A 15,125-nucleotide genomic window follows, 5' to 3' on the forward strand; every position below is an offset into this window, starting at 1 on the left:
TTATGAAATACCTTATCCCCTCTCTTCCACTCATTATCGGAGCAGTTGCCGACCTCATCATCGGCGATCCGTATAACTTTCCACACCCTATAAAGGCTGTCGGAAAGCTGATATCCTTCATGGAGAAATCAGTGCGTAAGAACTTCCGTGACCTGCGAAAAGGCGGCATCTTCCTTACGACAGTTGTATGCTTCATCCCTGCGGCGATAACTGCTCTTCTGCTCTTTATCTGCTACAGGCTCAGCACCATTCTCGGTGTTGCGGCGGAGAGCGTCATCTGCTGTTATATGCTTGCTGCAAGATGTCTCTGCAAGGAGAGCATGAAGGTATGCAATGCAGCCGAAAAAAATGACACTGAAGCCGCAAGGCAGGCTGTCTCTATGATAGTTGGCAGAGATACATCCGTCCTTGACCATGAAGGCATCATCCGTGCCGCTGTTGAGACAGTTGCGGAAAATACATCCGACGGTGTAACTGCGCCCATTTTCTACATGGCATTGGGTGGTGGAGTTCTCGGGATGCTCTATAAATCGGTAAATACTATGGATTCAATGATAGGCTACAAGAACGATGACTACATAGACCTCGGACGTACTGCCGCAAAACTTGATGATGTGCTGAACTTCATCCCCTCGCGTCTTACCGCACTCCTTATGGCTGTTGTAGCTTCACCTCTCGGCATGGACAGCAGGAACGCTTTCAGGATATGGAAAAGGGACAGACTTAATCATGCAAGTCCGAACTCAGCACAGACTGAATCTGCCTGTGCAGGTGCATTGCACCTGCGTCTTGCAGGGGATGCGGTGTATTTTGGCAAAGTCCATAAAAAGCCATATATCGGTGACAATGACCGTCCCATAGAAGCCGCAGATATACGCCGCGCCAACAGACTGATGTACGGTTCATCGGCAATTATGCTCTTGATTGCAGTTATTTTCAGGACAATTCTTTTCGGAGTGATACTATGATACAGAAACATGGCGGAAATATTTACGGATACGGAGATATCCTCGATTTTTCGTCCAATATAAACCCACTTGGCCCGCCTGAGTCCGTCAGAGCGGCTTACCTCGCATCAGCTGAAACAATGGACCGCTATCCCGACTCATCATGCACCGAACTTCGCTCAAAACTGTCAATGCACTTTGGTCTGCCTGCGGAGAACATAGTCTGCGGAAACGGTGCAGCGGACCTTATATACAGGGCAGTCCATGCACTGAGACCGAAGTCCGCACTGTTATGCCGTCCCTGCTTCGGCGAGTACGAAAAAGCGCTTGCGGAAACAGAATGCCGCATATCAGAGTACTTTCTCCGCGAGTCCGAAGGGTTTATTTTGGATGAGGACTTTCTTATCACTGTAAGCAAAGGATATGACATTGTGATACTTTGTTCACCAAATAATCCTACGGGAAGGCTGATTCCTCCGCACATACTGGAAACAACTGCGGAAATATGCAGGGATAAGGGTACTGTTCTTATCTGCGATGAGTGCTTCATGGGCTTCACGGGATTGGCTTCCACACACAGTCTTACAAATTTCATGAACGATAACTGCATAATCCTCGGAGCATTCACAAAGCTCTACGCTATGGCAGGACTGCGGCTCGGGTACATGCTCTGCGGAAATGCATCTACAGCGGAAAAGATCGCAGGAAGCGGTCAGTACTGGAGCGTTTCATCCCCTGCACAGGCTGCCGGTGTCGCAGCACTGGACGAGTTGGACTACGTTGAACGAACCATTGAACTTATACGCCGTGAAAGAGAATTTCTCACCAATGAACTGACTGCACTGGGACTGAAAGTCTGCCCCTCGGATGCGGATTTTCTGCTTTTCAGGTCTGAAACAGAACTGTATGACCTTATGCTCACAAAGGGCATACTCATCCGCAGATGTGATTCATTCAGAGGACTGGACAGCAGTTATTACAGGATAGCGGTCAAAAACCACAAAGACAATTCACGATTTATCGATACACTGAGGAGGTGCCTGAATGGGTAGACCGATAATGATACAGGGTACTATGTCCGATGCAGGCAAAAGCTTCATTGCCGCCGCACTTTGCAGGATCTTTCGTCAGGACGGCTACTCAGTTGCACCGTTCAAGTCCCAGAACATGGCGCTTAATTCATTTATAACTCCCGACGGCTCGGAAATAGGCAGAGCTCAGGCAATGCAGGCAGAAGCCGCAGGTATAGATCCTTCGCCGCTTATGAACCCCATTCTGCTGAAACCAACTACAGATACGGGTTCGCAGGTGATAGTAAATGGTCAGGTCAGGGGCAATATGAGAGCGGCTGAGTACTTCCGACGCAAAAAGGAACTCGTCCCCGATATCATGAAAGCCTACGATACACTCGCTTCACAGTACGATATTATCGTCATAGAAGGCGCAGGCAGTCCCGTAGAGCTGAATCTGAAGTCAGATGACATCGTAAATATGGGACTTGCAGAAATGGTGAAGTCCCCAGTTCTGCTTGTGGGAGACATTGACAGAGGCGGTGTTTTCGCACAACTGATAGGTACCCTCCACCTTCTTGAACCACATGAAAGGGACATGATAAAGGGACTTGTTGTGAATCGTTTCCGCGGCGATATCTCCCTTTTCGATGAGGGCATCTCCATTCTCCGCAAGCTAAGCGGTAAACCTGTTGCGGGAGTAATACCCTACCTTGAATGTTCCCTTGAGGACGAGGACAGTCTCTCCTCGAAGCTCAGCAAATCCGATGTTACGGGACTTATCGACATCGCTGTTATAAAGCTCCCTAAGATATCCAATTTCACCGACTTTGACGTGTTCAGCCAGTACAGCGATGTATCGGTACGCTACGTGTCGGATGCTGCTCGTCTCGGACGTCCCGACCTTATAATAGTCCCCGGAACTAAAAGCACTATCGCAGACATGAAATGGCTGAAAAGTACAGGACTTGATGAGAAAATAAAGTCCCTTGCATCTAAGGGCACCCTCGTATTCGGCATATGCGGAGGCTATCAGATACTTGGAAAAAGCATCTCCGATCCATTCGGCTCAGAAGGCGGCGGCAGTACAGACGGATTAGGTCTTCTTGAAGGCGAAACAGTATTCGGCATCGAAAAATGCCAGCGGAGAACTCAGGGCTGCTTTACCTGCGGTGGTACATTTGCCTTTCTTGACGGCGCTTCATTCAGCGGCTATGAGATACACATGGGTACAACTCGTGACAGCGGCACACCTCTTACTGACTGCGGAGGAAGCTACTCAGGCAGTGTGGCTGGCTGTTACATACACGGCATATTCGACTCCGCCGACGTGTCAGGACGTCTCATACGTCACCTGTTTGAACGTCGTGGACTAACCTACAGCGGAACTTCAACAGACCGCCGTGAATTCAGAGAAAAACAGTTCGACCTGCTTGCAGACCACGTCCGCAGAAGTCTGGATATGGACCTGATATACCGTATAATCAGGGAGGGAATATGAAAGATAAGATAGAATACGTTCTGCCTTCGGATATCGAACGGCGGAGCTTCGAGATAATACGCTCGGAACTGGGCGAACGTACTTTCCCCGACGAGATAAGTCCAATAGTAATACGTGCTATACACACAACTGCGGACTTCGACTACGCAGATAACCTGTGGTTCTCGGAAAACGCCGTGAGCATCGCACTGAACACACTGAAACAGGGTGCAACGATAGTCACAGACACCAACATGGCAAAGTCCGGTATAAACAAAGCCGCCCTTGCACGACACGGCTGTCAGTGCTGCTGCTTCATGGCGGATGAGGACGTTGCAGAAGCTGCAAAAAAGAATGGTACTACCCGTGCGACCGCTTCAGTGGATAAAGCCGCAGATATAGACGGACCTGTCATATACGCCGTGGGAAATGCTCCTACTGCGCTGATACGCCTGTGTGAACACATCGAAAAAGGTTCTTTCCGTCCCGAACTTGTGATAGGTATGCCTGTAGGCTTCGTGAACGTTGTACAGTCCAAAGAAATGCTTATCGAATCGGGAATCCCCTGTATAGTTGCAAGAGGAAGAAAGGGCGGAAGCAATGTAGCTGCGGCAGTATGCAATGCCCTCCTTTATATGCTTGACGGCAAAAAGTAAAAACAAAAGTGCATAAGACTTGTATATAACGTATATTTTCTTACTTTTGCTTGAAATAACAGATCTCATCTGATATAATTATCTATGTTCATTAATATCATAACATACGGTGCCTGCTGCCGATAACGGTGAAGCAGGGTAAAAGGGAAGCAGGTCAGAATCCTGCACGATCTCGTCACTGTGTACGGGGAGCAATATGCTGAGGCTTTGAGCCATGCCACTGAGTAATCGGGAAGGCTGCATAAAGCAATGATCCGAAAGTCAGGAAACCTGCCGTTATGTTGGTACACGATCGAAAGATCAGGTCACGAGGCATTGACCGTACCGATAACCCCTCATGGGGTTTATTGTCATGCCTTCTGTATTGCAGAGGGCTTTTTTGATGTACTGATCGTGCCTTTACAGAAAGGAATTGTTAACATGAAAAAGATCACAGCACTCATCATCTGTCTTGCAGCAGTAACTGCATCATTCGCTTCATGCGGAAATCAGGCAAGTTCTTCCGAAAGCACTGCCGCTTCAGAGGAAGTTACAACAGCCGCAGAGACTGAGCCCGAAACAGAGGCAGAGACACAGGAGGAAACTACAGAAATGGCTACAGAAGAAGTTACAGAAGCTGAGGAAGCGGAAGACGAGGAGAACTACGATACAGGCGACGCTTCACTTGATAACATCCGCAACGAGGACAATATCGGCGATAACGAACTCCTTGTACTGAGCTTCGGTACAAGCTATAATGACAGCCGCCGTCTCACTATCGGTGCTATCGAAGGTGCTCTTGCTGACGCTTTCCCGGAGTACTCAGTACGCCGCGGATTCACTGCAAATATCATCATCGACCACGTTAACCGCCGTGACGGTATCCTTATCGACGATGTAGAGGCTGCACTTAAGCGTGCAGAGGATAACGGTGTAAAGAAGCTTGTTGTTCAGCCTACACACCTTATGAATGGTCTTGAATACAACGATATAGTCAAGGAAGTCGGCAAGCATGCTGACGCTTTCGAGAAGGTAGTATTCGGCGAGCCGCTTCTCACTTCCGATGACGATTTCAAGCGTGTTGAGAACGCTATCGTTAACTGGACTGCTGACTATGACGACGGAAAGACCGCTATCTGCTTCATGGGACACGGTACAGAGGCAGAGTCCAACGGAGTTTACCAGAAGATGCAGGATATGCTCACTGCTGACGGCAGAACAAATTACTTCATCGGTACAGTTGAAGCTGAGCCGTCTGTTGAGGACGTTCTCAAAGCTGTACAGGCAGGCAACTACGAAAGAGTAGTTCTCGAGCCACTCATGGTAGTTGCAGGAGACCACGCAAATAACGATATGGCTGGCGACGACGCAGATTCATGGAAGTCTGTTTTCGAGGACGCAGGCTACGAGGTAGAGTGCATCCTGAGAGGTCTCGGCGAGAACGAGGACATCAGACAGATATACGTTGAACACGCAAGAAACGCTATCAACAAGGCATCTGAATAAGCATAAAATCATCGGGCAGTCAAAAAGCTGCCCGATTTAAGTTAAGAGGTAACAACATGAAAAAAATAACAATTATCGCTGCTGCCGCTGCACTCATAATGACCTGCGGCTGCGGAAATACTCCTGCTGAGAGCAGTTCGTCATCCGAAACACCGTCAACATCCGCTGCGGAAGAAACTGCCGCAGAAGAAGCTACTACAGAAGAAGCCGCTACAGAAGCATCCGAACACGCTACTGCTCCCCAGCAGGAAGTCGGATACGAGGGAATGACTGCGGTACACGCTGACGAACTCAACGAAGGTACATACCACATCAATGTCGATTCCAGCTCCTCAATGTTCAAGATCGCTGACTGCATCCTCACTGTAAACGGTGAAGATATGACTGCGGACCTCATCATCGCAAGCAAGTCCTACGATGCACTCTTTATGGGAAGCGAGGACGAGGCTGAAACCGCAGACGATTCCGCTCTCATTAAATACACAGAAAACGACGAGGGACAGTCCGTATTCACAGTACCCGTTAACGCTCTTGACGAGGAAACAGAGTGTGCCGCACTCAGCGCTAAAAAACAGGAATGGTACGGACGTACACTGGTATTCCGTGCGGACTCTCTCCCCGAGGAAGCATTCAAAGAAAGCAGATACACAGTTCCCGATTCACTGAGTCTTTCGGACGGTAAATACACTGCTGATGTGAAGCTCGAAGGCGGTTCGGGCAAGGCAACTGTTGAATCTCCTGCAGTTCTCACAGTGGAAAACGGACAGGTAACTGCCGAAGTTATCTGGAGCAGCAGCAACTACGATTACATGATAGTTGACGGCGAAAAGTACCTTCCAACCAATACAGAAGGTAACTCAACATTCAGCATCCCTGTAAAGGGCTTTGACTACAAAATGCCCGTTTCTGCGGATACAACAGCAATGAGCGTTCCATACGAGATAGAGTACACGCTCTATTTCGATTCAGCTTCAATAGCTCCGAAGGCAGATGAATAAGCTTACCGCACCGCTGATACTGCTTCCGCTTCTGTTCACATCTTGTGCTTCTGGAAGCAGTTCAGCTGTACAGAACGCAGTAAACGGTGAACCTTTAGACCTTCACTACGCAGAGCAGTTCACCGCAGAGAAGCGTCCCGACGGCTGTTTCAGCATCGTTATCGGCGAGGACAGTTTCATCCTTGTACCCGAAAATGTCTCCGAACCTCAGAACACCAATGGCGCAACAGTCATACATCAGCCTGTCAGGGACATCTACCTCGCTTCTTCGTCTGTAATGGACCTGTTCTGCGGTCTGAACGCACTTGACAGCGTTACTATGACCTCCACCGACATACAGAACTGGACATTACCCGATGTACAGTCCGCAATGAATACGGGCGAGCTAACATATATCGGCAAATATAACGCTCCCGATTACGAGGCGCTTGTGGAAAACGACTGCGGTATAGCCATTGAAAACACCATGATTTACCACTCTCCCGACACCAAAGAACAGATACAGCAGCTCGGCATTCCTGTAATGGTGGAGCGTTCAAGCTATGAATCACATCCGCTTGGACGTCTTGAATGGATAAAGCTCTACGGACTGCTTCTGGGCGAATACGAAAAGGCGGAGGAATTCTTCGCTCAAAAGGAGAATATCTTCAACAGCGTGGATATAACAGCTATCCCCGAAGATGAACGCCCCACTGCGGCTTTTTTCTTTATCAGTCCCAACGGCTATGTAAACGTCAGAAAGCCAAATGACTATATAGCACGTATGATAGAGCTTGCAGGCGGAAAATACGTCCTTGACGCAGAGACTCTCAGTGTGGACGAAAACTCCCTTTCCACAATGAATATACAGTTCGAGACCTTCTACGATACGGCTAAGGATGCCGATTTTCTCATCTATAACAGTACCGTGGACGGCAGTATGGACACAATTGAACAGCTCCTTGAAAAAAACAGTCTCCTTGCAGACTTCAGGGCAGTTAAAAACGGGAATGTATGGTGCACCGAAATGAATATGTTCCAGCAGACTACAGGCGCTGCGGAAATGGTACTGGACATAAACAGGATACTCACAGGAAATACGGAAGGCAGTGACAGTCTTACATATCTGCACAGACTGAAATGAGGTGAAGAATGGACACTAAAAGGAGAATACGCTTTATTTTCGCATACTCTCTGCTGATTCTGCTTGCGGCAGTCCTTTTTGCATCGGGACTCCTACTCGGAAGCAGCAGCGTGACACCATCTGAGGCACTGGACGTTATCCTCGGACGTGCGGAAAACCTGTCGGCAGAAAAAATAATCATGAACATACGTCTGCCGCGAGTATGTGCGGCGATGCTCCTTGGCGGAGCTTTGTCCGTCTCGGGCATACTGCTTCAGACATTCTTCGGGAACCCTATAGCAGGTCCCTTTGTACTGGGAATATCCTCGGGAGCAAAGCTTGCGGTTGCAGGTATCATGATAGTATCGCTGCAAAGCGGTATGGCGCTCGGCTCTTTCCACATGATAACCGCCGCATTTGTAGGCTCGCTTCTTTCAATGGGCGCAGTTATGCTCATCTCGGGACGAATAAAGAATATGGCTCAGCTGATAATCGGCGGCGTTATGATAGGATACATCTGCTCCTCACTTACGGAGCTTCTTGTTACATTTGCAAATGACGCAAATATCGTAAACCTCCACAACTGGTCAATGGGAAGCTTCTCGGGTATCGACCGCGGAGACCTCCGTATCATTGCAGTTATAACAGCTGTTGGGGTTTCGGCAGCATTTCTTCTTTCAAAGCCTATGGGAGCATATATGCTTGGTGAAGCCTACGCTAAGAATTCGGGAGTTGATATACGTCTTTTCCGCATACTCCTGATTCTGCTTTCGAGTCTGCTTTCAGCCTGTGTAACTGCCTTTGCAGGTCCCGTTTCATTTGTCGGAGTAGCTGTACCTCACCTGATGAAGCGGCTTTTCGGTACTGCAAGACCGCTTATCATGATACCTGCCTGTTTTCTCGGCGGAGGAGTTTTCTGTATGCTCTGCGACCTTATATCACGTATGTTATTTGCTCCAACCGAACTGAGCATAAGCACTGTTACAGCAGTTTTCGGCGCACCCGTTGTTATCGCCGTAATGTACGATAAACGCAGGAGGTCATGATATGAAAGATACTATCCTCGAAGTTAAGGAACTGTCCGCAGGCTACGGCGGCAAAGCCATTGTAAGCGGAGTAAGCTTCACTGTAAAACGCGGAGAGATGCTCACTCTAATAGGTCCCAACGGTGCGGGCAAATCCACGCTTCTTAAAACTATCGCCGCTCAGCTTCCGCCTGTTTCGGGAGAAATAGTCCTTAACGGCAGCAGACTTACCGAGATGACCGCAAGGGACATAGCACGTTCAGTTTCGCTGCTTCTGACAGAAAGAGTTTCCGCAGAGAAAATGACATGCATGGACGTTGTGGACACAGGCAGGTACCCCTATACAGGTCGGCTCGGCATACTCTCCGAAGAGGACCGCAAGGCAGTCCGTGAAGCAATGGAGCTTACCTCTATCTTGGACATTGCAGACAGACCATTCAGCCTCGTCAGCGACGGTCAGCGTCAGCTGGTCATGCTTGCAAGGGCGATAGCTCAGGACACTCCCCTTCTTATCCTCGACGAGCCGACTTCCTACCTCGATATCGGTCACAAGCTCCGCCTTCAGGAGCTTTTAAGAACGCTTATGTTCGAGAAAAACACAACTGTGATGCAATCCCTCCACGAGCTTGAACTTGCACAGAAATACTCGGACAGAATAATGTGCATCAATAAAGGAACTGCCGAATTATCGGGCAGTCCCGACGAGGTATTCACGGATTCACAGATAAACTCAATTTTCAGCATAAAGAGCGGCAGCTACAACTCACTTTTCGGTTCAACGGAAGCATGTATCCTCAACAATGAAACACCGCAGGTATTCATTATCGGTGGAGGCGGAAAAGCTATCCCTCTGTACCGACGCCTGAGACGTCAGAGGATACCCTTTGCCGCAGGTATCATCCCTGAAAACGATGTGGAGTACAGTATAGTTACCGCACTTACCCCACATGTGATATCAGTACCACCTTATACAACTGCAAACATGAAGTCCCTGAATACCGCAAAAGAAATGATGCAGAAATGCGATACCGTAATTTGCTGTAACGACCTGTTCTGTCCCGAACTTTGCAGATATGCGTCTGACATAGGTAAACTTCGTTAATGACTACTTTTTTCTCTATTGCAAAAATGTTATAAACGGTGTATAATGATAACAACGATCAATTATCCCACAACTGCAAAGGAGTTTTCATGCTTCAGAATAGTCATCTGCCAACAGTCTACATCCTTGATATGGACTGTCCGCTCAATGAGCAACAGCTCGGCAGAATAAAAAAATACCTCCCTCATGAACGTATACTTACATCAGAGAGATTTCTTCATAAAAAGGACAGCGACGCATGTCTCGCTTCATTTTTTCTGCTGGTTTTCGGTCTGAGAAAGCTTGGCATCCATAAGCTTCCGGATATAAAGAAAGGAACTCACGGAAAACCGTATTTTACCGACTGCGACATATCCTTCAATATCTCACACTGCGATAAAGCAGTTTGCTGCGGGATTTCAAAGCACAATATCGGTGTTGACGTACAGGATACAGTCAGCAAATTCAACGACATTATCGGTATGACAATGTCAGCAGGAGAAACCGAAATGATATACAGTTCACCTTCTCCGCCTGAAGTATTCACAAGGCTGTGGGCATTGAAGGAGAGCTATGTCAAATTCGACGGCAGCGGTCTAACAGATGATATACGTACTATCGAGTTCCTAAACACTGAGAATGAATTCATGTATGACGGATGCTTCTTCAAAGTTCTTCCAACTTCTGTTTATCAGCTTTCAGCCTGCACAGTCGATGATGGTACAATATTTTTTAAGAAGAGCATTGACGAATACCTTGATGAATTTGAAGGGATAAGTAACAATAACGAATAAAAACAGAGAGGCGGTACAGCAATGAGAAATATTTCACCCGAAGAATACAACAGGCACATCAAACGCATCCTTATTTCGGAAAAAGAAATAGCGGATGCTGTTGAAAAAGCAGGTCTGTATATCGACAGTCTATACGATGGCTCACCTATCCTGCTTGTAAGCATCCTTAAGGGTTCATTTGTATTTCTTGCGGACCTTTGCAGATCAGTGTCAGTGCCCTGTGAGATAGGCTTCATGGCGGCAAAAAGCTACTATGAAAGCACAAGTTCTTCCGGAATAGTCAATATAACTATGGATCTTAAACAGGATATAAGCGGATACAATGTAGTGATAGTCGAAGATATAGTTGATACGGGAAGAACTCTTAAGGACGTTGTAAAACTCCTTAGCGCAAGAAACCCACGTTCACTGAAAGTCGTCACTCTGCTGGACAAGCCCGACAGACGTGTTGTGGACTTTGAAGCAGATCATTCCCTTTTCGTTATCCCCGACCTTTTCGTTGTCGGCTACGGACTGGACTACGGCGAACTCTACCGCGGACTGCCCTATATCGCAGAATATACCGAATTCCCCGATTTGTAATGCAATAGCCGTTCGGGCTGCACTCCCATAACAAGCTATATATGTATTATTGAGAGAAGTCTTTTTGAAGAAGTGCTTCTCTCAATTCTTTTTGAAGCCTTTACTTTAAATTTTAAGCCTTGTATGGCACTCTTGTAAAACTACTGTTTTAGTAATACTATGAGTAAGTGCCATACAAGGCTTAAAATTTGGGGCAAAAAGTCTTTGGAAAGGGGTTCGGGGGAGAACCTTTCCTCAGAAAGGTTTCCCCCGATAAATACATATATAACTTGCCATTCGAGTATCGTCCGAACGGCTATCGCAGTATAATACGTGAAATATCCTCGGCGGATTCTGCGATAAAGTCCGCACCGCAGTCCTCCAGCTCGCGTCTGCCGCGGAATCCCCATGCACAGCCAATAGAAGCTATGCCTGCGTTCTGTGCTGTAGTGATATCGACATTGCTGTCACCTATCATCCAGACCTCGTTATCTGAGGGAAGTTCATTTACTATCTCGCTGATAATAGTGATATCAGGCTTCTTGGGACGGCTATCACAGCCTCCGAGAACCTTGAAAAAGTCCGTATCAGGAAGAAGTGTTCTCACTATCTTCTGCGCTACCTGCTGTGGCTTATTCGTGGCAACTGCAAGAGTCACATCATGTGAAGCCAGCTCCGCAAGAACATCAGGTATGCCCGGGTAAAGCCTTGTTTCGTCCAGATAATGCTCGCTGTAATACTCTGTGAACAGTTCAAGGAGACGTTCTGCGCTGTCCTTTTCGTTCATTGGGAGGGCACGGTAGCAGAGCTTTGCGGCACCGTTACCAACAAAATATCTGTAGCTGTCATAAGGGTGGGAAGGAAATCCCAGCTTATCAAGTCCGTAATTGACCGCATTTGCAAGGTCATAAAGAGAATCCGCAAGAGTACCGTCAAGATCAAATATAGCTGTTATCATTGTCGTTCTCCTTTCAAATGTCAGATGCGTTTTGCAAGCAGTTCGGAATACTTGCCGCGGAAGTCATCAAAGCGGTCCTCATCTATAGCCTGACGTATCTTTTCAGTCAGAGTGTTGTAGAAGTAGAGGTTATGCTGTACCGCAAGACGTCCTGCAAGCTGTTCGTTGGACTTGAACAGATGACGTATATACGCACGGCTGAAATTGCGGCATGTGGGACAGTCGCACTCTTCATCCACGGGACGGGGATCGGTCTCGTAGCACTTGTTGCAGAGATGCATTATACCGCTCCATGTAAAAACAGTAGCGTGACGTGCATTACGGCTCGGCATAACGCAGTCGAACATATCAACGCCCCTCGCAACGGCTTCGATTATATTTGAAGGAGTTCCTACTCCCATAAGATAACGAGGCTTGTTTACAGGCATATACGACTCAACAGCGTCAATTATCCTGTACATCTCATCAGTGGATTCACCAACTGCAAGTCCGCCGATAGCGTAGCCGTCCAGATCGAGTTTTGCAATTTCAAGCATGTGCTTTATTCGGATGTCCTCATAGGTGGAGCCCTGATTGATACCGAAAAGCATCTGCTTCTTGTTTATCGTATCGTGAAGACTGTTAAGGCGTTCCATTTCAGTCCTGCACCTGTAAAGCCAGCGTGTTGTACGTGCAACCGAAGCTTCAACGTAGTCATGAGGAGAAGGATTCTCCACGCACTCATCGAACGCCATAGCGATAGTCGAACCAAGATTGGACTGTATCTGCATACTTTCCTCAGGTCCCATAAATATTCGTTTTCCGTCGATATGGGAAGCGAAGTAAACTCCCTCTTCCTTTATTTTCCTGAGCTTTGAAAGCGAGAACACCTGAAATCCGCCGCTGTCGGTAAGTATAGGCTTATCCCAGTTCATGAACTTGTGAAGTCCGCCAATTGCCTTGACGATATGGTCGCCCGGACGCAGGTGGAGGTGGTAAGTATTGCAGAGTTCGACCTGGGTTTTCAGTCCTCTCAGGTCCACTGAAGATATACCGCCCTTGATAGCGGCAGAAGTACCCACATTCATGAAACATGGTGTCTGGAATGTGCCGTGGACAGTTTCAAACTGACCGCGTCTTGCCTTATTATTGGTTTTAAGTAAGGTATACATTATTTCTCCTTAATATCAGTCTATATCGTATGGTTTGCCGCTTTCGGGAGTACGGCAGTTATGGCGCACACAGAAGCCGATGAGGTTCTTTTCATCGTCACGCACAGCGCAGACGTATACATCATGGTTCTCCTCTTCCTTATGTGAAGAAAAAACAGTGTTGTTATCAACCGATTCCTTGAACCATTCCATGCACATGTCAAGCTGTGAGAACCACTCGTCTGTGATAAAAGGTCTCAGGGATCTTCCCTCGATGCTTTTACCGCCGAATTTGCTGTAATATTTTCCGGCAGCCTCGTTCATGAAGAGAACCGTATAATCTGTATCGCCGATAACTATCGGTGATTCATGAGTCTCAAATGCACTTTTCAGAAACATCATTTTGTCCATATTACTATCATCCTCCTCAACTGATCTCATATAATGGGTTGATATCATTTGTGCGTCTGCGGTGTTTGCTGCAAAAACCTACAAGATCTTTTTTTTCGTCCCTGAGAGCTATCATGTAGATATCTGTTTCTTTTTCAGCATCACGCATTGCAAAGACAACATTGTTTTCAGGCGATTCCCTGAACCATTCTATTACTGCATCGACCTTGCTTTTAGCTTCCTCTCCTGTAAAAAGCAGCAGTGTTTTTCCTATTATGTCTTTTCCGCCGTACTGTTCATATCTCTCAACTGCACATGGATTCATATAAACGATCTTGTAATCCATACTGCACATAACTACGGGAGTATCTTCCGTATCGACGTAGCTCTTGAAAAAGTCTGATAATACCATTTGTTAACCTGATTTCTTATTATATTTACAGAATACACATAGAATCACCGAAACTGAAAAAACGGTATTTTTCTTCAACGGCGGTCTTATATGCATTCATTGTATTGTCATATCCCATAAATGCTGAAACAAGCATTATAAGCGTACTTTCGGGAAGGTGGAAATTCGTAATGAGACCGTCTATGCACTTGAACTCGTAACCGGGATAAATAAAGATATCCGTATAACCCTCGTGTTCGGAAATATCGCCGTAGAATGAAGCCACACTTTCAAGTGTACGGCATGTTGTGGTGCCTACCGCAATTACTCTTCCGCCCTCTGCCTTTGTCTGATTGATAAGGTCAGCAGTCTCCTTCGGAAGGTAGTAATGCTCACTGTGCATCTTATGGTCGAGAACATTCTCCTCCTTTACGGGACGGAAGGTGCCCAGACCTACGTGAAGAGTAACGAATGCAGTCTTTATGCCCTGCGCTCTCAGCTCATCCAGCATTTCCTCAGTGAAGTGAAGTCCTGCCGTAGGTGCAGCTGCCGAACCAAGCTCATTTGAATATACTGTCTGATAGCGCTCTTTGTTTTCGAGCTTTTCCTTTATGTAAGGCGGAAGGGGCATCTGTCCCACGTCTTCAAGAGCAGTGAAGAAATTGCCCTCGCAGGTGAACTGCACTATGCGGTTTCCGTCATCCTTGACCTCAATGACCTCTGCTGTAAGACGTCCGCCGCCAAAGGTGAAATGTGTACCTACCTTTGCCTTCTTTCCGGGACGGCATATTATCTCCCACAGCTTATCGCCTTTCTGCTCCAGAAGCAGGAATTCGATGAATGTACCGTTATCGGTCTTTTCGCCGTAGAGCCTTGCAGGTATAACTCGGGAATCGTTCATTACAAGCAGGTCACCTTTTTTAAGGTGCTTGCATAGATTATAGAAGTGATCGTGTTCAACTTCACCCGTTCTGCGGTCCACGCACATCATCCTTGAAGCGTTTCTCGGCTCGATAGGAGTCTGTGCAATGAGCTCCTCGGGCAGATCGTAATAAAAATCGGATTTAAGCAGTTCCATTAAAATCTCCTTAATAATAATCGTGTAAAATCGGCAAAG

16 protein-coding genes and 1 riboswitch are annotated in these 15,125 nt (G+C 47.2%); of the genes, 11 read left to right on the forward strand and 5 right to left on the reverse strand.

Going from position 1 to position 15,125, the window contains the following annotated elements; translation table 11 throughout:
- Positions 1-2 precede the first annotated feature (2 nt).
- The 11 genes from cbiB (at position 3) to hpt (ending at position 11,160) form a co-directional block, all read left to right on the forward strand.
- The gene (gene cbiB, locus BT127_RS07380) at positions 3-968 is read left to right on the forward strand and encodes an adenosylcobinamide-phosphate synthase CbiB (RefSeq protein ID WP_075424380.1); all 966 of its coding nucleotides are present in this window, start codon (positions 3-5) and stop codon (positions 966-968) included.
- A complete protein-coding gene (locus BT127_RS07385; RefSeq protein ID WP_075424381.1) occupies positions 965-1,999 on the forward strand; it encodes a pyridoxal phosphate-dependent aminotransferase in 1,035 nt (344 codons plus the stop codon). The genes cbiB and BT127_RS07385 overlap by 4 nt, the downstream gene beginning before the upstream one ends.
- A complete protein-coding gene (locus BT127_RS07390; RefSeq protein WP_075424382.1) occupies positions 1,992-3,458 on the forward strand; it encodes a cobyric acid synthase in 1,467 nt (488 codons plus the stop codon). Before BT127_RS07385 ends, BT127_RS07390 begins: the two co-directional genes overlap by 8 nt.
- Entirely contained in the window at positions 3,455-4,093 is a 639-nt protein-coding gene (locus tag BT127_RS07395; protein ID WP_075424383.1) for a precorrin-8X methylmutase, read from the forward strand. Before BT127_RS07390 ends, BT127_RS07395 begins: the two co-directional genes overlap by 4 nt.
- Before the next feature lie 90 nt (positions 4,094-4,183).
- Positions 4,184-4,385: riboswitch (cobalamin riboswitch) on the forward strand.
- Between the two features lie 128 nt (positions 4,386-4,513).
- Entirely contained in the window at positions 4,514-5,578 is a 1,065-nt protein-coding gene (locus BT127_RS07400) for a sirohydrochlorin cobaltochelatase (RefSeq protein WP_075424384.1), read from the forward strand.
- 56 nt (positions 5,579-5,634) lie between these two features.
- Positions 5,635-6,576, forward strand: coding sequence for a hypothetical protein (locus BT127_RS07405; RefSeq protein WP_075424385.1), 942 nt, complete (start codon positions 5,635-5,637; stop codon positions 6,574-6,576).
- On the forward strand, positions 6,569-7,699 hold the full coding sequence (locus tag BT127_RS07410; RefSeq protein WP_075424386.1) for an ABC transporter substrate-binding protein: 1,131 nt from the start codon (positions 6,569-6,571) through the stop codon (positions 7,697-7,699). Before BT127_RS07405 ends, BT127_RS07410 begins: the two co-directional genes overlap by 8 nt.
- A gap of 8 nt (positions 7,700-7,707) precedes the next feature.
- Positions 7,708-8,724, forward strand: a complete 1,017-nt coding sequence (locus BT127_RS07415; protein WP_075424387.1) for a FecCD family ABC transporter permease — start codon at positions 7,708-7,710, stop codon at positions 8,722-8,724.
- 1 nt (position 8,725) lies between these two features.
- A complete protein-coding gene (locus tag BT127_RS07420) occupies positions 8,726-9,805 on the forward strand; it encodes an ABC transporter ATP-binding protein (RefSeq protein ID WP_075424388.1) in 1,080 nt (359 codons plus the stop codon).
- An 89-nt stretch (positions 9,806-9,894) separates the two neighbouring features.
- Positions 9,895-10,578, forward strand: coding sequence for a 4'-phosphopantetheinyl transferase family protein (locus BT127_RS07425; RefSeq protein ID WP_075424389.1), 684 nt, complete (start codon positions 9,895-9,897; stop codon positions 10,576-10,578).
- A gap of 21 nt (positions 10,579-10,599) precedes the next feature.
- Positions 10,600-11,160, forward strand: coding sequence for a hypoxanthine phosphoribosyltransferase (gene hpt, locus BT127_RS07430; protein WP_075424390.1), 561 nt, complete (start codon positions 10,600-10,602; stop codon positions 11,158-11,160).
- A 295-nt stretch (positions 11,161-11,455) separates the two neighbouring features.
- Here the strand turns inward: hpt and BT127_RS07435 are convergent, their stop codons facing one another.
- Genes BT127_RS07435 through queA form a run of 5 tightly spaced genes read right to left on the reverse strand, consistent with a single transcriptional unit; the run spans position 11,456 to position 15,086 of the window.
- A complete protein-coding gene (locus BT127_RS07435; RefSeq protein ID WP_075424391.1) occupies positions 11,456-12,097 on the reverse strand; it encodes an HAD family hydrolase in 642 nt (213 codons plus the stop codon).
- 20 nt (positions 12,098-12,117) lie between these two features.
- On the reverse strand, positions 12,118-13,248 hold the full coding sequence (gene tgt / locus BT127_RS07440) for a tRNA guanosine(34) transglycosylase Tgt (protein WP_075424392.1): 1,131 nt from the start codon (positions 13,246-13,248) through the stop codon (positions 12,118-12,120).
- Positions 13,249-13,263: 15 nt separating this feature from the next.
- Positions 13,264-13,638, reverse strand: coding sequence for a PAS domain-containing protein (locus BT127_RS07445; RefSeq protein WP_075424393.1), 375 nt, complete (start codon positions 13,636-13,638; stop codon positions 13,264-13,266).
- Between the two features lie 16 nt (positions 13,639-13,654).
- Entirely contained in the window at positions 13,655-14,029 is a 375-nt protein-coding gene (locus BT127_RS07450) for a PAS domain-containing protein (protein ID WP_075424394.1), read from the reverse strand.
- Positions 14,030-14,054: 25 nt separating this feature from the next.
- Entirely contained in the window at positions 14,055-15,086 is a 1,032-nt protein-coding gene (queA, locus tag BT127_RS07455; protein WP_075424395.1) for a tRNA preQ1(34) S-adenosylmethionine ribosyltransferase-isomerase QueA, read from the reverse strand.
- Positions 15,087-15,125: the final 39 nt, after the last annotated feature.

Origin of the sequence: Ruminococcus sp. XPD3002, assembly GCA_900119535.1 — a bacterium.
Taxonomy (GTDB): Bacteria; Bacillota; Clostridia; order Oscillospirales; family Ruminococcaceae; genus Ruminococcus; species Ruminococcus flavefaciens_H.

Bases quoted from the DNA above. Each gene is read 5' to 3' on its own strand.
- cbiB (WP_075424380.1), top strand. From the start codon at position 3: ATGAAATACCTTATCCCCTCTCTTCCACTCATTATCGGAGCAGTTGCC.
- BT127_RS07385 (WP_075424381.1), top strand. From the start codon at position 965: ATGATACAGAAACATGGCGGAAATATTTACGGATACGGAGATATCCTC.
- BT127_RS07390 (WP_075424382.1), top strand. From the start codon at position 1,992: ATGGGTAGACCGATAATGATACAGGGTACTATGTCCGATGCAGGCAAA.
- BT127_RS07395 (WP_075424383.1), top strand. From the start codon at position 3,455: ATGAAAGATAAGATAGAATACGTTCTGCCTTCGGATATCGAACGGCGG.
- BT127_RS07400 (WP_075424384.1), top strand. From the start codon at position 4,514: ATGAAAAAGATCACAGCACTCATCATCTGTCTTGCAGCAGTAACTGCA.
- BT127_RS07405 (WP_075424385.1), top strand. From the start codon at position 5,635: ATGAAAAAAATAACAATTATCGCTGCTGCCGCTGCACTCATAATGACC.
- BT127_RS07410 (WP_075424386.1), top strand. From the start codon at position 6,569: ATGAATAAGCTTACCGCACCGCTGATACTGCTTCCGCTTCTGTTCACA.
- BT127_RS07415 (WP_075424387.1), top strand. From the start codon at position 7,708: ATGGACACTAAAAGGAGAATACGCTTTATTTTCGCATACTCTCTGCTG.
- BT127_RS07420 (WP_075424388.1), top strand. From the start codon at position 8,726: ATGAAAGATACTATCCTCGAAGTTAAGGAACTGTCCGCAGGCTACGGC.
- BT127_RS07425 (WP_075424389.1), top strand. From the start codon at position 9,895: ATGCTTCAGAATAGTCATCTGCCAACAGTCTACATCCTTGATATGGAC.
- hpt (WP_075424390.1), top strand. From the start codon at position 10,600: ATGAGAAATATTTCACCCGAAGAATACAACAGGCACATCAAACGCATC.
- BT127_RS07435 (WP_075424391.1), bottom strand. From the start codon at position 12,097: ATGATAACAGCTATATTTGATCTTGACGGTACTCTTGCGGATTCTCTT.
- tgt (WP_075424392.1), bottom strand. From the start codon at position 13,248: ATGTATACCTTACTTAAAACCAATAATAAGGCAAGACGCGGTCAGTTT.
- BT127_RS07445 (WP_075424393.1), bottom strand. From the start codon at position 13,638: ATGGACAAAATGATGTTTCTGAAAAGTGCATTTGAGACTCATGAATCA.
- BT127_RS07450 (WP_075424394.1), bottom strand. From the start codon at position 14,029: ATGGTATTATCAGACTTTTTCAAGAGCTACGTCGATACGGAAGATACT.
- queA (WP_075424395.1), bottom strand. From the start codon at position 15,086: ATGGAACTGCTTAAATCCGATTTTTATTACGATCTGCCCGAGGAGCTC.